The sequence below is a fragment of the Paraplanobispora takensis genome, assembly GCF_016863195.1.
Classification (GTDB): Bacteria; Actinomycetota; Actinomycetes; order Streptosporangiales; family Streptosporangiaceae; genus Planobispora; species Planobispora takensis.
The window spans coordinates 139,936-159,223 of the sequence record NZ_BOOK01000005.1 but is presented as its reverse complement, the minus strand read 5'-3'; the positions used below and the strand labels follow the sequence as shown (position 1 = coordinate 159,223).

19 protein-coding genes are annotated in these 19,288 nt (G+C 73.7%); 12 read left to right on the top strand and 7 right to left on the bottom strand.

Annotation, left to right across the window (positions count from 1 at the left end; all coding sequences use genetic code 11):
• Nucleotides 1-89: 89 nt before the first annotated feature.
• The 7 genes from Pta02_RS05025 to iolD all read left to right on the top strand — a co-directional run bounded on the left by Pta02_RS05025 (nt 90) and on the right by iolD (nt 8,430).
• Nucleotides 90-1,694, top strand: coding sequence for an aminotransferase-like domain-containing protein (locus tag Pta02_RS05025; RefSeq protein ID WP_203873470.1), 1,605 nt, complete (start codon nt 90-92; stop codon nt 1,692-1,694).
• A 107-nt stretch (nt 1,695-1,801) separates the two neighbouring features.
• A complete protein-coding gene (locus Pta02_RS05020) occupies nt 1,802-2,785 on the top strand; it encodes a Gfo/Idh/MocA family protein (protein WP_203873469.1) in 984 nt (327 codons plus the stop codon).
• Nucleotides 2,782-3,678 (top strand): TIM barrel protein, encoded by an 897-nt coding sequence (locus Pta02_RS05015; protein ID WP_239129594.1) that lies wholly within the window; start codon nt 2,782-2,784, stop codon nt 3,676-3,678. Before Pta02_RS05020 ends, Pta02_RS05015 begins: the two co-directional genes overlap by 4 nt.
• Before the next feature lie 38 nt (nt 3,679-3,716).
• Nucleotides 3,717-4,691, top strand: a complete 975-nt coding sequence (iolC, locus tag Pta02_RS05010; RefSeq protein ID WP_203873468.1) for a 5-dehydro-2-deoxygluconokinase — start codon at nt 3,717-3,719, stop codon at nt 4,689-4,691.
• A 44-nt stretch (nt 4,692-4,735) separates the two neighbouring features.
• On the top strand, nt 4,736-5,617 hold the full coding sequence (locus Pta02_RS05005; protein ID WP_203873602.1) for a Cgl0159 family (beta/alpha)8-fold protein: 882 nt from the start codon (nt 4,736-4,738) through the stop codon (nt 5,615-5,617).
• Between the two features lie 67 nt (nt 5,618-5,684).
• On the top strand, nt 5,685-6,536 hold the full coding sequence (iolB, locus tag Pta02_RS05000; protein ID WP_203873467.1) for a 5-deoxy-glucuronate isomerase: 852 nt from the start codon (nt 5,685-5,687) through the stop codon (nt 6,534-6,536).
• 52 nt (nt 6,537-6,588) lie between these two features.
• Complete coding sequence (gene iolD, locus Pta02_RS04995; RefSeq protein WP_203873466.1) at nt 6,589-8,430, top strand: 3D-(3,5/4)-trihydroxycyclohexane-1,2-dione acylhydrolase (decyclizing); 1,842 nt, start codon at nt 6,589-6,591, stop codon at nt 8,428-8,430.
• A 33-nt stretch (nt 8,431-8,463) separates the two neighbouring features.
• Here the strand turns inward: iolD and Pta02_RS04990 are convergent, their stop codons facing one another.
• A complete protein-coding gene (locus tag Pta02_RS04990; RefSeq protein WP_203873465.1) occupies nt 8,464-9,639 on the bottom strand; it encodes an MFS transporter in 1,176 nt (391 codons plus the stop codon).
• 132 nt (nt 9,640-9,771) lie between these two features.
• On the opposite strand from Pta02_RS04990, the gene Pta02_RS04985 reads away from it, so the two are divergent.
• The gene (locus Pta02_RS04985) at nt 9,772-10,374 is read left to right on the top strand and encodes a DUF1707 SHOCT-like domain-containing protein (RefSeq protein WP_203873464.1); all 603 of its coding nucleotides are present in this window, start codon (nt 9,772-9,774) and stop codon (nt 10,372-10,374) included.
• 78 nt (nt 10,375-10,452) lie between these two features.
• On the opposite strand, the gene glpX is transcribed toward Pta02_RS04985, so the two are convergent.
• Nucleotides 10,453-11,487: a class II fructose-bisphosphatase gene (gene glpX / locus Pta02_RS04980; RefSeq protein ID WP_203873463.1), complete on the bottom strand. Its 1,035-nt coding sequence runs from the start codon at nt 11,485-11,487 to the stop codon at nt 10,453-10,455.
• Between the two features lie 114 nt (nt 11,488-11,601).
• Between glpX and Pta02_RS04975 the strand changes: the two genes are divergently transcribed.
• Nucleotides 11,602-12,174 (top strand): TetR/AcrR family transcriptional regulator, encoded by a 573-nt coding sequence (locus Pta02_RS04975; protein ID WP_239129592.1) that lies wholly within the window; start codon nt 11,602-11,604, stop codon nt 12,172-12,174.
• 77 nt (nt 12,175-12,251) lie between these two features.
• The gene (locus tag Pta02_RS04970) at nt 12,252-12,806 is read left to right on the top strand and encodes a DUF4245 domain-containing protein (RefSeq protein WP_203873461.1); all 555 of its coding nucleotides are present in this window, start codon (nt 12,252-12,254) and stop codon (nt 12,804-12,806) included.
• 50 nt (nt 12,807-12,856) lie between these two features.
• On the opposite strand, the gene Pta02_RS04965 is transcribed toward Pta02_RS04970, so the two are convergent.
• Nucleotides 12,857-13,081, bottom strand: coding sequence for an exodeoxyribonuclease VII small subunit (locus Pta02_RS04965; protein ID WP_203873460.1), 225 nt, complete (start codon nt 13,079-13,081; stop codon nt 12,857-12,859).
• Between the two features lie 51 nt (nt 13,082-13,132).
• Between Pta02_RS04965 and Pta02_RS04960 the strand changes: the two genes are divergently transcribed.
• On the top strand, nt 13,133-13,603 hold the full coding sequence (locus Pta02_RS04960) for a GNAT family N-acetyltransferase (protein ID WP_203873459.1): 471 nt from the start codon (nt 13,133-13,135) through the stop codon (nt 13,601-13,603).
• On the opposite strand, the gene xseA is transcribed toward Pta02_RS04960, so the two are convergent.
• Together xseA and Pta02_RS04950 are read right to left on the bottom strand one after the other, a co-directional pair.
• Entirely contained in the window at nt 13,581-14,963 is a 1,383-nt protein-coding gene (gene xseA / locus Pta02_RS04955) for an exodeoxyribonuclease VII large subunit (protein WP_203873458.1), read from the bottom strand. The two genes, Pta02_RS04960 and xseA, sit on opposite strands and share 23 nt — an antisense overlap.
• A gap of 61 nt (nt 14,964-15,024) precedes the next feature.
• Nucleotides 15,025-16,011 (bottom strand): DUF8129 domain-containing protein, encoded by a 987-nt coding sequence (locus tag Pta02_RS04950; RefSeq protein WP_203873457.1) that lies wholly within the window; start codon nt 16,009-16,011, stop codon nt 15,025-15,027.
• Nucleotides 16,012-16,122: 111 nt separating this feature from the next.
• On the opposite strand from Pta02_RS04950, the gene Pta02_RS04945 reads away from it, so the two are divergent.
• Nucleotides 16,123-17,094 carry a 4-hydroxy-3-methylbut-2-enyl diphosphate reductase gene (locus Pta02_RS04945; protein ID WP_203873456.1) on the top strand — a complete coding sequence of 324 codons (972 nt, stop codon included), beginning with the start codon at nt 16,123-16,125 and terminating at the stop codon, nt 17,092-17,094.
• A 120-nt stretch (nt 17,095-17,214) separates the two neighbouring features.
• Here Pta02_RS04945 and Pta02_RS04940 read toward each other — a convergent pair whose 3' ends face one another.
• Both Pta02_RS04940 and Pta02_RS04935 read right to left on the bottom strand, forming a co-directional pair.
• Nucleotides 17,215-17,739, bottom strand: a complete 525-nt coding sequence (locus tag Pta02_RS04940; protein ID WP_203873455.1) for a DUF6542 domain-containing protein — start codon at nt 17,737-17,739, stop codon at nt 17,215-17,217.
• A gap of 80 nt (nt 17,740-17,819) precedes the next feature.
• Complete coding sequence (locus Pta02_RS04935) at nt 17,820-19,133, bottom strand: DNA recombination protein RmuC (RefSeq protein WP_203873454.1); 1,314 nt, start codon at nt 19,131-19,133, stop codon at nt 17,820-17,822.
• Between the last annotated feature and the right edge of the window lie 155 nt (nt 19,134-19,288).

Genomic DNA, 19,288 nt, shown 5'->3' with positions numbered 1-19,288 from the left:
GCTAGGAAGCCAATGGTTCCCTCGTTCAGTCCAATCGGCGCTTGGGAAACAGGACCAATCCCGGCTGCGGCCGATCTGGAGGGGGACGGGTGGCGGATCTTCACCTGACCATCGACCGCGAGGCGGGGGGCATCTCCGGGCAGATCACCCGCGAGCTGCGCGACGCCGTACGGCGCGGCAGGCTGGCGGCCGGGGAGCGGCTGCCCGCCAGCCGGGAGCTGGCCAGGGACCTCGGGCTCTCGCGCGGCGTGGTGGTGGAGGCCTACGAGCAGCTGGTCGCCGAGGGCTTCCTGATCTCCCGGGTGGGCGTGGGGACGCGGGTGGCCCCCGCGGCCTGCCGCGCCCCGTCGGCCCGGGACTCCGCCGCGGGCCCCGCCGCGGGCCCCGCCGCGGGCCCCGCCGCGGGCTTCACCGCCCCGGATCCCGCCGTCACAGGTGCTGCCGCCGCGAGTTCCGCGGACGCGGGTCCCGCCGTCGCAGGCCCCGCCGGCCCGCGCGAGCGCCCGGAGGGCGGCGCCGCGGCTCCCGGGGAGCCGGTCCCCGAGTGCGACTACACGCGCCGTCCCACCTCGCCCGACCTGCGCTCCTTCCCCCGCGAGCGGTGGACGGCCGCCACCCGGCGGGCGCTGGCCGCGCTGCCCGCCGACGCCCTGGACTACGGCGACCCCGGCGGCGTGTCCGAGCTGCGCGAGGAGCTGGCCGCCTACCTGCGCAGGGTCCGCGGGGCCGACGTCACGCCGGAGAACCTGGTGATCGTGGGCGGGGTGGCCCAGGGGCTGAACCTCACCGTGCAGGCGCTGGCCGGGCGGCTGCCCGCGGGCGACCGGAGCGGCGCCGACCTGAGCTGGTTCGTGGACGGGGGCGCGGCCCCGCCGCCGGGCCCCGGGCGGATCCGGCTCGCGGTCGAGGACCCGACCGGCCTGCGCCAGCTCCCGCTTCTCCGGTCGGCCGGGGCCGACCCGGTCGCGGTCCCGGTGGACGAGGAGGGCGTCGAGGTGGCGGCGCTCGCCGGGACGGGGGTGCGGGCGGTGCTGCTCACTCCGGCCCACCACTACCCGACCGGGGTCGTGCTCTCCCCGCGCCGCCGCGCCGAGCTGATCGAATGGGCCACGGCGACGGGCGCGACGGTCCTGGAGGACGACTACGACGCCGAGTTCCGCTTCGACCGCGACCCGGTGGGCTGCCTGCAGGGGCTCGCCCCCGACCGGGTGGTCCTGGCCGGGAGCGTCAGCAAGTCCCTGGCCCCCGGCCTCCGGCTCGGCTGGGTGGCGGCCCCGCCGGAGATCGCCGCCGCCGTACGGCTGGCGCGGAGCGAGCTGGACATGGGCTCCCCGGTGCTGGAGCAGTACGCGCTGGCGGACTTCGTGCGCACGGGCGCCTACGACCGGCACCTGCGGCGGATGCGCCGGGAGTACCGCATCCGGCGCGACGCCCTGGTCCGGGCCCTGGCCGAGCACCTCCCCGAGATCACCGTGCGCGGCGTCTCCGCCGGGCTGCACCTGCTCGCCGAGCTGCCCGGGGACTGGGACGAACCGGCCGTCGCGGCGGCGGCGCGGCAGTGCGGGCTGGCGGCCGAGCCGGTGGGGCCGATGCGCCGCCGGCCGGGCCCGCCCGCCCTCGTCATGGGGTTCGCCAGGCTCCCGGTCCACCGCACGGGAGAGGTGATCCGCGCCTTCGCGCTGAGGGCGCGCTGACGACCTCGCCGAGTTGATAGATCGTCCGCATGTCCTGACAAAGTCTTGACGATGCCCGGAGCGTCGCTTAGAACTGGAAACCAGCCGCTCTCTCCGCCGGAGGCATTATGCGCGTCGGTTTGCTGGGTCTCGGACGCATAGGGGCGTTCCACGCGATGACTCTGGCGGCGCACCCCCGCGTCGACGAGCTGGTGGTGGCCGACGAGGACGGGGAACGGGCCGCCGAAGTGGCCGCCGGGCTGGGGGAGAAGGCCGGGGTGGGCGATCCCTTCGAGGCCGAGGCCCTGGTGGTGGCGACCCCCACGGCCACCCACGCCGGGCTGCTGCTGCGGGCCTGCGCCGCGGGGATCCCGGTGTTCTGCGAGAAGCCCGCCGCCTCGGACGTGGACGACACGGTCCGGGTGCTGGAGGCCGCCAAGCAGAGCGGGACGGTCGTGCACATCGGCTTCCAGCGCCGTTTCGACGCCGGTTACGCCGAGGCCCGCCGGGCGCTGCGAGCCGGGGAGATCGGGCGGCTGCACCGGGTGCACCTGATCACCGCCGACCCCCGCCCGCCCGCCGCCGGATACATCGCCACCTCCGGCGGGATCTACCGCGACTGCCACATCCACGACTTCGACATCCTGCGCTGGGTCACCGGCCGGGAGGCCGTCGGCGTCTACGCGACCGGGGCCAACCGCGGCGAGGCGTTCTTCGCCGAGGCCGGGGACGTCGACAACAGCGCCGCCCTCGTCACGATGGACGACGGCACGCTGGTCACGCTGCAGGGCTCCCGCTACAACGGGGCCGGCTACGACGTGCGGATGGAGCTGGCCGGGACGCTGCGGACCCAGGCGGTCGGCCTCGATCCGCGCGCCCCGCTGACCAGCGCCGAGGGCCTGCAACCCGGCGGGGAGCCGTGGCCGGACTTCGCCACCAGGTTCGCCGCCGCCTACGTGGCCGAGCTGGGGGCCTTCCTGGCCGCCGCCCGCGGGGAGATCGACAGTCCGTGCACCGTCGAGGACGCGCTGGCCGCCCTCTACGTCGCCGAGGCGGCCGACCTGTCGCTGCGGCAACGGCGGGCGGTCCGAGTGGCGGAGGTGGTCAGATGAGCGGGCCGGAGCGGCCGGCGGGCAAGGGCGCGATCAGGACGGCCGGCGCCCCGATCTCCTGGGGCGTGTGCGAGGTCCCCGGATGGGGGCGGCAGCTGGACCGCTCCCTGGTGCTCGCCGAGATGCGGGACGTGGGCCTGACGGCCACCGAGCTGGGCCCCCCCGGCTTCCTGCCCCCCTCGCCGTCGCGGTGCCGCGCCCTGCTCGGGCGGTACGGCCTGCGCGCGGTCGGCGGGTTCGTCCCCGTCGTCCTGCACGACCCCCGCTACGACCCGCTCCCCGAGGTCCGCGCCACCATGCGCGCCTTCCAGGACGGCGACGTCGAGGTCGTCGTGCTGGCCGCCGCGACCGGCGGGGAGGGCTACGACGCCAAGCCCGTCCTGGACGCCGGCGGCTGGAAGACCCTGCTCAACAACCTGCGCCTGATCCTGCGCGACGCCAGGGAGTTCGGCCGCGCCGTCACCCTGCACCCGCACGTCGGGACCATGGTCGAGACCCCGCAGGAGGTGGACCGGGTGCTCGACGGCAGCACGGTGCCGCTCTGCCTGGACACCGGCCACCTGCTCATCGGCGGCACCGACCCCGGCGAGCTGGTCCGCCGCGCCGCCGGGCGCGTCGCCCACGTCCACCTCAAGGACGTGGACGCCGAGACGGCCGGGCGGGTGCGGGAGGGCGGGCTGACCTACACCCGGGCGGTGCGGGCGGGCCTGTACCGCCCGCTCGGGCTCGGCGACGTGGACGTGGCGGGCATCGTCGCCCGCCTGACCGCGGCCGGCTACGCCGGCTGGTACGTCCTGGAACAGGACGTCATCCTCGGACCCGGGGCCGCCTCGGACGAGGATCCCAGGTGGAACGTCCGGGAGAGCCTGGCCTACCTGGAAGGGCTCTCGTGAGGGCGGAGGGCTCCGCGCCGGCGCCCGAGGTCCTGACCATGGGACGGGTCGGGGTCGACGTCTACCCGCTGCAGGTGGGGGTGTCGCTGCGGGAGGTGGAGACCTTCGGCAAGTACCTGGGCGGCAGTCCGACCAACGTGGCCGTGGCCGCCGCCCGGCTGGGCCGCTCCAGCGCCGTGATCACCCGGACCGGGGCCGACCCGTTCGGCCTGTTCGTCCACGACGCGCTGCGGGAGTACGGCGTCGACGACCGCTACGTCACCGCGGTGCCCGGCCTGCCCACCCCGGTGACGTTCTGCGAGATCCGGCCGCCGGAGGACTTCCCTCTCTACTTCTACCGCTACCCCAAGGCCCCCGACCTGGAGATCCTCCCGGAGGAGCTCGACCTGCCCGCCGTGGCCGCGGCGCAGCTGTTCTGGGCGACGGTGACCGGATTGTCGGCGGAGCCGTCCCGCAGCGCGCACCTGGCCGCCTGGCGGGCCCGGGCGCGGGGCCGGCACACGGTGCTGGACCTCGACTACCGGCCGATGTTCTGGACGGATCCGGGGGAGGCCCGCGACCAGGTGCGCGGGGTGCTCGGGCACGTCACCGTCGCGGTCGGCAACCTCGACGAGGTCGAGGTCGCCACCGGCACGCGCAAGCCGCATGAGGCGGCCAGGGCGCTGCTGGAGGCGGGCGTGGAACTGGCGGTCGTCAAACAGGGCGGCGGCGGGGTGCTGGGCATGACCGCGGGCGAGACGGTGGAGGTGCCGCCGGTCCCGGTCGAGGTCGTCAACGGGCTCGGCGCTGGCGACGCCTTCGGCGGGGCGCTCTGCCACGGCCTGCTCGAAGGGTGGCCGCTGGAGCGCACGCTCCGGTTCGCCAACGCGGCCGGGGCGATCGTGGCGGGCCGGCTGGCCTGCGCGCCGGCCATGCCTGCGGTGGAGGAGGTGCTGGACGTGCTCGGTGCGGCCGGGACACCGGCCGCGCCGGGCGGGGGCCGGCCGGATGCGAGGCGAGGGGGCGGGCGGTGAGCGGATCGGGGGCCGAGAGATCTGGAGCCGAGGAGATCGCGGGGCTGCGGGAGGCCGACCACCGCAGGCTGCTGGAGACCAGGGCGCGTCATCCCTGGCGGATCGCCGAGGCGGCCGCCGCCCGGCGCAGGCGGAGCCTGCTGGAGGAGCGCGACCAGGTGCTGATCATCGCGGCCGACCACCCCGCCAGGGGCGCGCTCGGCGTCGGCAACCGGCCGCTGGCCATGGGCAGCCGGATCGATCTGCTCCGGCGATTGTGCGTGGCGCTGGCCAGGCCGGGCGTGGACGGGCTGCTGGCCACCCCCGACGTGGTCGAGGACCTGCTGCTGCTCGGCGCGCTGGACGGCAAGGTCGTCATCGGGTCGATGAACCGGGGCGGCGTGCAGGGCACCGTCTTCGAGTTCGACGACCGCTTCACCGCCTACGACGCCGCCACCATCGCGCGGATGGGCCTGGACGGCGGCAAGATGCTCTGCCGGATCGGCGTCGACGAGCCCGCCACCGCCGCCACGCTGGAGTCCTGCGGGCGGGCGGTCACCGAGCTGGCCGCCCGCGGGCTGGTCGCGATGGTCGAGCCGTTCTGGTCGCGCCGGGTGGACGGGGCGGTCACCCACGACCTGTCGGCCGAGGGCGTCATCCGGTCGGTGCACGTCTGCCAGGGCCTCGGCGCGACCTCGGCGCACACGTGGCTGAAGATCCCGGTCGTGGACGGCATGGAGCGGGTGATGCGCGCCACCACCCTGCCCACGCTGCTGCTGGGCGGCGACCCGGGCGACGCGCCCGACCTGGCGTACGCCGCCTGGCGCAAGGCGTTGCGGCTTCCCGGCGTCCGGGGGCTTGTGGTGGGCCGGGCGTTGCTGTACCCCTCCGATGACGACGTGGCAGCGGCGGTGGACACCGCGGCGGCGATGCTGGAGGCGACATGAGCAGGCGATCACACAGGCGCGGCGCGCTGCCGCCGCGTCCCGGCCGGTCACGGCGCGGGGAGGGGGCATGACGTTCATCCCGGCCGGCAGCACCGCGCTGGCTCCCTGGGCGCTGTGGCTGACCCCCGAGTCGGCCGGATGGACCTACTGCGGGCTGCGCCTGCTCAACCTGTCGGGCGAGAGCGTCGAGTTCGCCACCGGCGGCGAGGAGATGCTGGTCCTGCCGATGTCGGGGTCGTGCGTGGTCGAGTGCGACGGGGTACGGCTCGCGCTCGACGGCCGCACCTCGGTCTTCCACGCGGTCTCCGACTTCGCCTACCTGCCGGTCGAGGCGACCGTCCGGATCACCGGCGAGGGCCGCTTCGCCCTGCCCTCGGCCCGCGCGTCCCGGCGCCTGCCCGTGCGGTACGGCCCGGCCGGCGAGGTGCCGGTGGAGGTGCGCGGCACCGGGCAGGCCAGCCGCCAGGTCAACAACTTCTGCTCCCCCGACGCCTTCGAGTGCGACAAGCTCGTGGCGGTCGAGGTGCTCACCCCCGGCGGCAACTGGTCGTCCTACCCGCCGCACAAGCACGACACGGCCTCCGAGCACGAGGCCGTGCTGGAGGAGATCTACTACTTCGAGGGCGGCCCCGGCTACCAGCGGGTGTACGGCACGCACGACGTGCTCGCCGAGGTCTCGTGCGGTGACGTGGTGCTCGTCCCGCACGGCTACCACGGCCCGTCGATGGCGGCCCCCGGCTACGACCTGTACTACCTGAACGTGCTGGCCGGGCCCGCCGACGAGCGGTCGATGGCCTTCTGCGACGACCCCCGGCACGCGTGGGTCCGCTCCTCCTGGGCGGACCAGCCGCTCGACCCCCGGGTCCCCATGACGGGCCCCGCGGCGGGCCCCGTGACGGACGCGGCCACGCGGCGCTGACCCCGCTCCGGGCCGCGCGGCCCGGAGCCCCGGCTCTCCCCGAGGAGGCACGATGAGGCTCACGGTGGCACAGGCGCTGGTGCGCTTCCTCGCCGGCCAGTGGTCGGAGCGCGACGGCGCCGAACAGCGGCTGGTCGCGGGCGTCCTGGGCATCTTCGGCCACGGGAACGTGGCCGGCCTCGGCCAGGCCCTGGCCGAGCGGGGCGCGGGCACCGGTGACGCGCTGCCGTACTATCCGGCCCGCAACGAGCAGGCCATGGTGCACACCGCCGTCGGCTACGCCCGCGCCCGCTACCGGCTCTCGGCCTTCGCCTGCACCACCTCCATCGGCCCCGGCGCCACCAACCTCGTCACCGGGGCGGCGCTGGCCACGATCAACCGGATCCCCGTCCTGCTGCTGCCCGGCGACGTCTTCGCCACCCGCGTCGCCAACCCGGTCCTGCAGGAGCTCGAGGACCCGCGCTCCTACGACGTGACGGTCAACGACGCCCTGCGGCCGGTCTCCCGCTTCTTCGACCGGATCAACCGGCCCGAGCAGCTGCCCTCGGCGCTGCTGGCCGCGATGCGGGTGCTGACCGACCCGGCCGAGACCGGCGCGGTCACGCTGGCGCTGCCGCAGGACGTGCAGGCCGAGGCCCGCGACTGGCCCGAGGAGCTGTTCGCCCGGCGGGTCTGGCACGTGGCCCGGCCGGTGCCCGAGCCCGCCGCGCTGGAGCGGGCGCTGGAGCTGATCCGCGCCTCCCGCAGGCCGCTGGTCGTCGCCGGGGGAGGGGTGATCTACAGCGGGGCCGCCGGCGCGCTGGCCGCCTTCGCCGAGCGGCACGGCGTGCCGGTGGCCGAGACGCAGGCGGGCAAGGGCGCCGTGCCGTACGACCATCCCCGCTGGGTCGGCGCGGTCGGCCACACCGGCACCGCCGCGGCCAACGCGCTGGCGCGGGAGGCGGACCTGGTGATCGGCGTCGGGACCCGCTACAGCGACTTCACCACCGCCTCCCGGACCCTGTTCGGTCAGGCCCGGTTCCTCAACGTCAACGTCGCCGCCTTCGACGCGGCCAAGAACGCCGGGGAGACGCTCGTCGCCGACGCCCGCGCGGCGCTGGAGGCGTTCGGGGCGCTGGGGGACTGGCGGGCCGAGGCGGGGTGGACCGGCCGGGCCGCCGAGCTGGCCCACGGCTGGCACGAGCAGGTCTCCCTGGTCACCACCGGGGAGGAGCTGACCCAGCCGGTCGTGCTCGGCCTGGTCAACGAGGTCGCCCAGGACGGCGTGGTGGTCAACGCGGCCGGGTCGATGCCCGGGGACCTGCACAAGCTGTGGATGACGCGCGAGCCCGGCGCCTACCACGTGGAGTACGGCTACTCCTGCATGGGCTACGAGATCGCCGGAGGGCTGGGGGTGAAGCTCGCCGCCCCGGAGCGCGAGGTGTTCGTGCTGGTCGGCGACGGGTCCTACCTGATGATGGCCCAGGAGATCGCCACCGCCGTGCAGGAGGGCGTCAAGCTCGTGATCGTCCTGGTGGACAACCGCGGCTTCGCCTCGATCGGCGGGCTGTCGGAGTCCGTCGGGGCGCGCAGGCTCGGCACCGCCTACCGCGCCCGCGGCGCCTCCGGGCAGCTGGACGGCCCGTTCGTCCCGGTCGACCTGGCCGCCAACGCGGCCAGCCTGGGCGCCGAGGTGCTGCGCGCCGACGACCCCAAGTCGCTGCGCGCGGCGCTGACCGAGGCCCGCGGGTCCTCCCGCACCACGGTCGTGTACGTGGAGACCGTTCCCGGCCCCGCCGCGGCCACCACGGCCTGGTGGGACGTGCCGGTCGCGGAGGTGTCCGGCGAGGAGGAGGTACGGCGGGCCCGCGAGGCCTACGAGAGGGCCAAGCGGGACCAGCTGCCCTATCTGTGACACGCCCGGGAGCGGCGGACGTCCCGGCGAGCGCTATCCCTGACGCGCCGCGGCCTCGGCGGTCCGGGGCTGGAAGCCCTTCGCCAGGAACACGATCAGCGCCACCAGGACCGCGGCCGGGATGAACGCCACCCGCACGTTCACCAGGTCGTTGACCGTCCCGACCACGGCGGCGCCGACGACGAAGCCGACGTAGTTGAACAGGTTGACCCGGGCGATGGCGGTCTCGGCCCCTGCTCCCAGGCGGCCCGCCGCGGAGAACGACTGCGGGGCGATGATCGACAGGCCGATGCCGACGAGGCCGAAGGAGAGCACGGCCGGCACGGCGCCGGGGGCGACGACGATGCCGAGCAGGCCCAGCGTGGCGACCACCGAGCCCAGCCGGACCATCGGGGCCGGGCCGTACCGGCGCACGGCGAGGTCCCCGGGGATCCGCGCCAGGAGCATCGCCGCCTGGTAGGCGAGGTAGGCGAAGGGCACCAGCCAGCCGGTCGCCCCCAGCGCGCTCTCCATGTAGACGGTGCTGTAGTTGGAGACCGCCGCGTCGCCGACGTAGAGGAAGGCCATCGCCAGGCAGAGCGGGATGATCGGCCGCCACGGCACCCGGGCCGCCGCGACCTCCACGGCCCGCGCGGTCGCCCGCTCCTCCTCGCGCCCGTAGAGGCGGGGGAGCATGACCAGCGAGATGACCGCGCCGATCACCACCGGGACCGTGAAGGACCAGCTGAGGTCCACCCCGAGCGCGCTGAAGGCGGAGTTGATCCCGGCGCCCAGCATCGAGCCGACGCTCCACACCGCGTGGAAGCCGGTCAGCACGCTCATGCCGTAGGTGCGCTCGACCGCCACCGCCTGCATGTTCATCGCCGCGTCGACCGCTCCGACGGCGAGACCGAAGGCGGCGCTCAGCACGTACAGGCCGGTGAGGTCGCCGTTCCAGCCCAGGAGGACCACGATGGCGCACACGGCCAGCTGGGAGATCCTCAGCACCGGGGCGCTGCCGTACCGGGCGGCGAGGAAGCCCGCGGCGGCGCTCCCGACTCCCGCGATCACCGGCACCAGCAGCAGGACCATGGTGAGGTCGCCGTCGCTCAGCTCGAACTTGTGCTGCAGATCGGCCACGTGGGTGAGCAGGGTGGCGAAGCACAGGCCCTGGACGAAGAAGGCGCCCCAGGTCGCCACCCGTGCCTGCCTGTCACGCGGGGTCGGCACCACGGCCTCCATGAACATGAGGGGGGTTCAAGTTTCCGTCAGCGTAGGGGCGCCGTTCCCGGGGGTCAATGGTCCCGTGCGGGGCCGTGCCGATCCGCCCGGACAGGGGATGGGAGGGCTTATCGTCGAAGGGTGGACTCCTTCAGGCCTCCCGCGATCCGTAAGAACACCGCAGAGCCGAAACCCGCCGATCTGAGGGCGGGAGACACCGACCGTGAGCAGGTGGCCGTGGTCCTCAACGACGCCCTCGCCGACGGGCGGCTGAGCCACGACGAGCACGAGGAGCGGCTCGAAAGGCTCTATCAGGCCCGCACGCTCGGTGAGATCACCGCGCTCATCGCCGACCTCCTGCCGCCGGAGGAGCAGCCGCTGCGGACGGACGTCCGCCCGGTGGCGGCCTTCTTCGGCTCGGAGAGGCGCTCGGGCCGCTGGGTGGTCCCCTCGCACTTCACCGCCACCGCGATCTGCGCCAACGTCACCCTCGACCTGTGCGACGCGCTGCTGCAGTCCAGGCACGTGACCCTCCAGGTCACCGTGATGGGCGGGACGCTCACGCTGGTCGTCCCGGAGGGCGTCCGGATCGAGATGCCCGCCTCGACGTTCCTGGGCGGCAAGAAGAACCAGGTGCCGTCCTCGCCCGACGGCCCGGTCATCGAGATCACCGGCGTCGTCTCCATGGGCAACATCGTCGCCAAGTCGCCCAAGCGTCCCCGCCGTTCCTGGTTCCGCCGCTGACCCGCCCGCGCCCGCCCGGGGTCTGCGCCGGGCGGGCGGGGCCGGGACGTCTCGGCCCTCCCAGCCGCCTCGGCCGTCTCAGCCGGCGGTGTCGAAGTTGATCGCGCTGTAGGCGCGGAGCTTCCAGAGCTGGTGCTCGCTCTCGATCTTCCGGATCGTGCCGGACCGGCCGCGCATGACCAGGGAGCTGGTCACCGCGTGCCCGCCGCGGTAGCGCACGCCCTGCATCAGCTCGCCGTCGGTGATGCCGGAGGCCGCGAAGAACACGTCGTCGGACCTGACCAGGTCGTCGGTGGTCAGCGTGGCGTCCAGGTCGAGCCCCGCGTCCAGCGCCCGGCGGCGCTCGGCGTCGTCCTGCGGCCACAGCCTGCCCTGGATCACGCCGCCCAGGCACTTGAGCGCGCAGGCCGCGATGATGCCCTCGGGCGTGCCGCCGATGCCGAGCATCAGGTCGATGCCGGTGCCGACGCGGGCCGCCATGATCGCACCGGCCACGTCGCCGTCGGTGATGAGCTTGATCCGCGCGCCGGCCTCACGGATCTCCCTGATGATCTTCTCGTGCCGGGGCCGGTCGAGGATGACCACGGTGACGTCCGAGGGACCGCACCCCTTGGCGCGGGCCACCGCGTTGATGTTGTCGGCCACCGGCGCGTTGATGTCCACCGCGGAGGCGGCCTCGGGCCCGGTCACCAGCTTGTCCATGTAGAAGACGGCCGACGGGTCGTACATCGAGCCGCGCTCGCTGACCGCGATGACCGAGATCCCGTTGGGCATGCCCAGGGCGGTCAGCCGGGTGCCGTCGATCGGGTCGACGGCCACGTCGCACTCGGCACCGCTGCCGTCGCCCACGGACTCGCCGTTGTAGAGCATCGGCGCGTTGTCCTTCTCCCCCTCGCCGATCACCACCACGCCGTTCATCGAGACCGTGTTGATGAGCTGACGCATCGCGTTGACGGCGGCGCCGTCGGCGCCGTTCTTGTCGCCGCGTCCCACCCAGCGGGCCGCGGCCATCGCGGCGGCCTCGGTGACCCGGACCAGTTCGAGCGCGAGGTTGCGGTCGGGCGCGTGCTCGCCCGTGGCGAGGGCTGCGGGGACGGACGTCTGCTCGGACATGGCGGAAAGCCCCTCTCGTGGATTACGGCAATCGTAGTTGTCCCCTCCTTGCCAGGCCGCGGAGGATAATGTGTCCCAACCACGAGCAGCGACACGGAACGGTTGGTGACGAGCGTGACTGCACGGACCTCCGAGCGGGGCGCCGCCACACGCGTCTCGCTTCTGGCGGCGGCCAGGGACACCTTCGTCGCGAGCGGTTTCGCCGAGGCCGGGGTCACCGACGTGGTCGCGCGGGCGGGGGCGAGCGTGGGCAGCCTCTACCACCACTTCTCCGGCAAGGCCGATCTCTATCTGACGCTCTTCGACGAGTTCCAGAACCGCCAGGCCCAGCGCACCAAGCAGGCGGTCCAGGCCGCCAAGGCGGAGGGCGAGACCGACCCGATGCGGCTGTTCGTCGCCGGCGCCCGCGCCTATCTCGAAGGCTGCCTGGCCGAGCGCGAGCTGGCCGCGCTGTTCCTGCGCGGTGACGGCCCGCCCGGCTTCGAGGTCATCATGCGCGACCGGCTGCGCCAGTGGGCCAAGCGCAACGCCGCGCTGTTCGAGGACGACGAGGGGGCGCTGGTCGTGGTCCTCACCGGAGCCCTGGCCGCCGCGGTCTCCGAGGTCGCCCTGTCGGAGGACGAGACCGCCTCCCGCAGGCTCGCCGAGGACGCCCTGACCATCATCGGGCAGATCCGCCGCCCCTGACGCCGCCCCCGACGTCACCATCCCCGCCGCCATCCCCGGCGCGGGACCGGCCCTGCGGGCGGGTAGTCTCGCCAGTCGTGCAACGCTTCACTCAGGGTTTCTACGGCTACGTCGTCGCGATGGGCGTCTGCCTCGTCGGCGTCGTGATCTTCCTGTTCGTCACCCCGCAGAGCAGGACGGAGCGCATCCCGAGGGTCGACTACTCGATCGACGTGGCCAACCTGCGCCGCGACGCGCCGTTCCCGGTCTGGGCCCCCGAGCCGGTTCCGGCCAACTGGGTCCCCAACAGCTCCCGGGCGACGAACCAGAAGGGCGTGGTGACCTGGCGGCTCGGCTTCGCCACGGCCGAGCGCAGGCACGCGATGCTCATCCAGAGCGACGAGAAGCCCGCGGCCGGCTTCGCCAGCCGGATGGCCAACACCGACCAGGCCACCGGCAGCGTCCGGATCGCCGGTGAGAGCTGGGAGCAGCGCTATCGCAAGGACAAGAACCAGCGCTCGCTGGTACGGCTCCTGCCCGGCTCGACCGTCGTCGTCACCGGCACCGCGGAGTGGGACGAGCTGACCGCCCTGGCGAGCTCGCTCAAGCAGCAGCCCAAGCCCACCGAGACCCCCACGCCCACCCCCAGCTAGCCGAGAGCGGGTACGGCGACGCGCGGCGCGGGCCGTACGGAACCGGAGACTCAGAAGGGGGAGTCGGGAGCGGGCTGGCCGCGTTTGGCCATGGCCGCGGCGAGCTTCACCCGGGCGCCCTGCAGCCACTCCTCACAGAGCGCGGCCAGCTTCTCGCCCCGCTCCCACAGCTCGATCGACTGCTCCAGGGTCAGGCCGCCCGCCTCCAGACGGCGGACCACCTCGGTCAGCTCCTCGCGCGCCTGCTCATACGACGGCGTCTTGTCCTCAGCCACCCACCCACCCTAAAGGGTGGGATCACGCGGGAGGGCTGGGAGAATGGATCGATGACCGTCCGCGGCGCCACCCCCGACGACATCCCCGAGCTGGTCCGGCTGCGCCAGATCCTGGCCGACCGCATGGCCATGGACGGCAGCCTCCCGGTCGAGAGCCTCTGGGAGGAGGCTTACGCCGACAGCCTGAAGGAACGCCTCGGCAGCGCCGACACGGCCGTCTACGTCGTGGACGCCCCGCAGGGCGGTCTGGCCGCCTGTGGGATCGGTCTCATTTTCGACCGCTTCCCCGGGCCGAGCCTGCCCGACGGCAGGTACGGCTACATCCAGGGCATGACCACCGACCCCGGCCACCGGCGCCGCGGGCACAGCCGGGCCATCATGGGCGCGCTCATGGAGTGGTACCGGGCCTCGGGCATCCGCAAGGTGGACCTGCACGCCACCTCCGACGGGGAGCCGCTGTACCGGCAGTTCGGCTTCGTCGAGGACGGCTATCCCTCGCTCACGTGGCGGGCTTCTTCCTGACCTTCGGCGCCGTGACGGGCTCCCGCCCGGCTCCGGCGGCGCGATCCTGCCCGGCCGCCGTTTCCGTGGCCGGCTCCTTGCCGGCCTTCGTCCTCGTGGCGGGCCCCCGCCCGGCCTCGGCTCCGGCGGCGGGCTCCCTCTTGGCCCTCGTTCCCGCGGCGGCTTCGCGCCTGACCGTGATCCGGTCGTCGGCGAAGCGGACCGTCAGCTCGTCGCCGGGGGCGACGTCGGCCGCGCGCCGTACCACGTCGCCGGACGGACGCTGGACGATCGCGTAGCCGCGTTCCAGGGTGGCGGCGGGCGACAGGGCGACCAGGCGGGCGCGCAGGTGCCCCAGGGAGTCCCCGGCGCGGTCCAGGGACCCGGTGAGCGCGCGCCGGGCCCGGTCCCGCAGTTGCTCGGCCTGCTCGGCCCGGCGCTCGATCTCGCGGACCGGGTCGGCCAGGGACGGCCGGGAGCGGACCGCCGTCAGCCAGGCGGTCTCGCGGTCCAGCCAGCCGGCGGTCACCCGGCGGCCCCGGTCGCGCAGCTGGCGTACGAGCGTGAGCTGCTCGCCGACGTCCGGTACGACCTTCTTGGCCGCGTCGGTGGGGGTGGAGGCCCGCACGTCGGCGACCAGGTCGAGCAGCGGGCTGTCCTGCTCGTGGCCGATGGCGCTGACCACCGGGGTCCGGCACGCGGACACGGCCCGGACGAGGGACTCGTCGGAGAAGGGCAGCAGGTCCTCCAGCGACCCGCCGCCCCGTGCGATCACGATCACGTCCACCTCGGCGTCCGCGTCGAACTTCCGCAGCGCCTCGGTGACCTCGCCGACGGCGTACGGCCCCTGCACGGCGACCGGCTCGACCTTGAAGCGCACGGCGGGCCAGCGGCGGCGCGAGTTCTCCAGGACGTCGCGCTCGGCCGCGGAGTCGCGGCCGCAGATCAGCCCGATCGTGCCGGGCAGGAACGGCAGGCGGCGCTTGCGGTCGGCGCCGAAGAGCCCTTCGGCGGCGAGCACCTGACGCAGCCGTTCCAGCCGGGCCAGCAGCTCGCCGACGCCGACCGGGCGCATCTCCAGCGCGGTGAACGCGAAGGAGCCCCGGTTGACCCAGAAGTCCGGCTTCAGGTTCATGACGACCCGGGCGCCGTCCACCGGGCGGGGGACGGTCGCCTCGTAGACGCCGCGGGGGCAGGTGACCCGGGCGGACATGTTGGCCACCGGGTCGCGCAGGGTCAGGAACACCGTCCCGCCGCGTGCGGTCAGCTCGGTGATCTGCCCCTCGACCCAGACGGTGCCGAGCTTGCCGATCCAGCCGCCCACCATCTGCAGGACGGTGCGGACCGGCAGCGGCTGCTCCGGTGTGGTCTTCGCGCTCATGGCGAAGACCCTACGCGGACGCCGCACGCGGAGCGGGGGATTGCCTACGCGCAGCGGCGGATCACTGGCCGGCTTCGAGCTTGGTCAGGCGGTTCTCGAACATCCGCACAACCTCGGGACGCGCGCTGGTGGCCTTCTCGTAGGCGATCAGGTCCCTGATCTGCTCGGCGCTCTTGCCGCGCATCCGGGCGCGCAGCGAGGCCACGGTCAGCTCGGCGTACCCGGGCAGCGGCTCGGCGGGCACGGCCGCGACGCCGGCCTCGACGGCATCGGCCGTCCCGGTCCCGCTCTCCGGCTCGTCCGCGGCCTTGGCGGCCTTCGTGCTCCTGGAGGTCGTGCTCTTGGCGGCCGTCGCGGCCTTCGGCTTGGCCGTCCTCGGCTTGGCCGGCCTGGTCTTCACGACCTCGACCGCGGCGGCGTCGGCCGTCTCGGGCTTGGCCACCTCGACCTCGGCCACCTCGACCTTCACGGCCGGCGGCGCGGCGATCTCGGCCGCGGGCTCCGGCTCGGTCTCGGCGGGCTTGGGCTTGGCGGGGGCGAAGATGACCGGCTCGGGCCGGGCCTTGGCGCCGTTGGACTCGGTCGCGGCCGGCTCGGCCGTGGCCACGGCCGCGGGCTCGGTCTCCGCCGCGCTCTCGGCCTTCACCGGCTCGGGCTTCACGGTCTCGGCCTTCGCGGGCTCGGGCTTCACGGTCTCGGCCTTCACGGCCGCGGGCTCCGTCTCGGCCTCCGCCGTCTCGGCCTTCACCGGCTCCGGCTCGCTCTCGGCGGGCTTCGGCTTGGGCTTGGCGGGGGCGAAGATGACCGGCTCGCGGCGGGCGGGCTTGTCCTCGGCGGGCTTGTCCGTCTCGGCGAGCTGGTCGGCGGCGGTGGGACGGGTGGTCTCCTCCAGCTCCTCGTCGTTGCCCGCCAGGCGCTTGAGGCGGCTGCGCACCCGGTCGCCGAGCAGCAGGGCCTGGCCGACGCCGCTCAGCGCGGTCTGCAACATGTGCAGGGGCAGGTCCTTGGCCTTCCCCGCGACGGTGCGGAAGAGATCGGGGACTGACATTTCGTCTCCCTTGGGAGGTCTGTATTGGACGGCTTGTCTGGCAGTTGGGGTCATTGCGAGGTCAAGGGGCACATGAGCGGACCCCATGGGCACTCCACGTAGCATAAGAACATGACTTCAAAGACCCGCGCGACCCGTCGTGTACTTGTGGCGAAGCCCCGTGGTTACTGCGCGGGGGTCGACCGGGCGGTCCAGGCCGTCGAGAAGGCCCTGGAGCAGTACGGCGCGCCGATCTACGTCCGCAAGCAGATCGTGCACAACACCCACGTGGTCAAGACGCTGGAAGAGCGCGGAGCGATCTTCGTCGAGGAGACCGAGCAGGTCCCCGAGGGCGCCATCGTCGTCTTCTCCGCCCACGGCGTCTCCCCGGCCGTCCATCAGGAGGCCGCCCAGCGCGGGCTGAAGACGATCGACGCCACCTGCCCGCTGGTCACCAAGGTGCACAACGAGGCCAAGCGCTTCGCCTCCCAGGACTACGACATCCTGCTGATCGGCCACGAGGGCCACGAGGAGGTCGAGGGCACCGCGGGCGAGGCGCCCGACCACATCCAGCTCGTGGACGGCCTGGCCGCCGTCGACTCCGTCGAGGTCAAGGACCCCGGGCGGCTGGTGTGGCTCTCGCAGACCACGCTGTCGGTGGACGAGACGACCGAGACGGTCACCCGGCTCAAGGAGCGCTTCCCCGGCCTCATCGACCCGCCGAGCGACGACATCTGCTACGCCACCCAGAACCGCCAGGTCGCGGTGAAGGAGATCGCCGCGCAGGCCGAGCTGGTCATCGTCGTCGGCTCGGAGAACTCCTCCAACTCCAAGCGCCTGGTCGAGGTCGCCCTCGACCACGGGGCCGACGCCTCCTACCTCGTCGACAACGCCTCCTTCATCAAGGACGAGTGGCTCGACGGCGTCACCACCGTCGGCGTGACGAGCGGCGCCTCGGTCCCCGACGAGCTGGTCGCCGGCGTCCTGGCCCGCCTCGCCGAGAACGGCTTCGACGACGTCGAGGAAGTCCACTCCGTCGAGGAGAACGTGCGCTTCGCCCTCCCGCACGAGCTGCGCAAGAACCTCCGGGCCGCGGCCGTCTGACGCGCCCCGTCGTACGGCGGCGCCGGGCGCCGCCGTACGGCACCCACCGGGTCCGTACGGCGCCCGTCAGGCTCGGATGCGGTGCTCACCGGGCCCGTACGGCCCGCCGGACCGCGAGGGTCACTGACCCTCGCGGGGGGTGCCGTAGATCCGGGGCTCGAAATAACCCTCGGGCTCGGGTGCGAAGCCGGTGTCGTCGCCGACCCTCGGGCGGGGCACCCCCGGGGCTCCGGCGCGGATCTCCTCGCGCAGCTCGCGGACGCACCGGGTCAGCCCCCGCCGCCAGGCGACGACCAGCACCAGGGCCGAGCCGGCGAACAGCCACGGGGCCCCGCCGGACATCGCGGTGAACATGCCCAAGCCGAAGGCCTGGACCGGCGAGGCCGCCGACAACGAGCGGACCGCCTCGGTGATGAACACGGCGACGAAGAAGACCAGCGGCGGGGAGACCACCAGCGGGAGCAGGTCGCGCGGGTTGACCAGGGACACCGCGGCCACGCAGCCGACCACGAACGCCGCCCCGACCAGGGCGGAGGGCCCGAACAGGGCGTGCAGCACGCTTCCCGCCAATGTGAACACCAGCATGGACGCCACCGCCCCCCGCGCGGTCAGCCGGATGCCGGATGCCCGGCTACGTTCACTCATGCGACCACCTCGCCCGTCCCCCTCACAGCCGCCCCCGCGGTTTCCAGTGTCCGCCGCACCCCGGTTCCAGGAAACACCTTTCAAGGCAGGTCGTTGGCCAACTTACCGTTCAACCGGGAGATGAGGGATGAGCTTGGCGTGTCTTCTTCCAGCAGTTCCGGAGAGGTGAGCGCGCGGGGGAGGTCCTCGACCGTGGCGGGCCGATCCATGTCGGTGTCGACCAGCCCCAGGTCGTTCAGCTTGCGGGCGCTCACCAGCACCCGCGTCTCCAGGGAGCCGACCGTGCGGTTGTAGGCCTCCACCGCCCGGCTCAGCGAGCGGCCCATCGCGTCCATGTTCCTGCCCATGGTGCTCAGCCGTTCGTACAGCTCCTTGCCGAGCTCGAAGACCGCCCGGGCGTTCTCGCTGAGCGCCTCCTGCTGCCAGGCGTACTGGGCGGTCCGGAGCATGGTGATCAGTGTGGTGGGCGTGGCGATGTGGACCCGCCGCCGCATGGCGTACTCCAGCAGGCCGGAGTCGCGCTCCAGCGCCGGTGCGAGGAAGGCCTCTCCCGGGATGAACAGCACGACGAACTCCGGCGCCGGGCTGAAGGCCTGCCAGTAGCTCTTGGCGGCCAGCCGGTCCACGTGCTCGCGCACGTGCCTGGCGTGGGAGTCGAGCCGGGAGGACCGGTGGTCGGGGTCGGCGGACTCCGCGGCCTCCAGATAGGCGGCCAGGGAGACCTTGGAGTCGACCACGATGTTCTTGCCGCCCGCCAGCCGCACCACCATGTCGGGGCGGAGCGCGCCGTCGGCGGTCGTCGCGTTCGCCTGCTCGTCGAAGTCGCAGAAGCGCTGCATGCCGGCGATCTCGGCGACCCTGCGCAGCTGGAGCTCCCCCCACCGGCCCTGGGCGTCGGGCCGCTGCAGGGCCCGGACCAGGGCGCCGGTCTGGTCGCGGAGCCGGTCGTTGCTCTCGCGGATGACGTCGATGTGCCGGGTCAGCTCGGCGTGCGCGGCGCGCTGGCCCGACTGGGTGTCGCGCAGCTGCGTCTCGACCCGGGCCAGGGTGTCCTTCAGCGGCTCGATCAAGTGCTCGACCGCCTGCTTGCGCTGCTCCAGCTCCCCGGTCGCCTCGGCGCGGCTCGCGGCCAGCCGGGTCTCGGCCAGCTCCAGGAAGCGCAGGTTGTTGACGTCCAGCGCGCGGGCGGACAGGGCCTGGAAGCGCTCGGCGAGCTGCTCCTCGACGTAGCGGACCTTCTCCTCGGCCGCCGCGGCGCGGGCCTCGGCCTCCACCAGGCGGGTGACGGCGTCCGACGCCCCGGCCGACGCGCGCCCCCGGCCCAGCAGGAACCCGATCGCGAGCCCCGCCGCGAGTCCCACGGCCAACTGGAAGGCGAGTGCCATGACGTCCATCTTTCGCATGATCCCAGGTATGGCGGCTCCCATGCGTCCGACACGCTTTCCGACCGACCCTCGTGTTCCGCTTGTGCGAACGCATCCGATCACCCAAAGTTTGTTGTTGAACACGGAAAGTAGGGGGTCTCTGTGGGCGCACGGGGGTTGGGGTC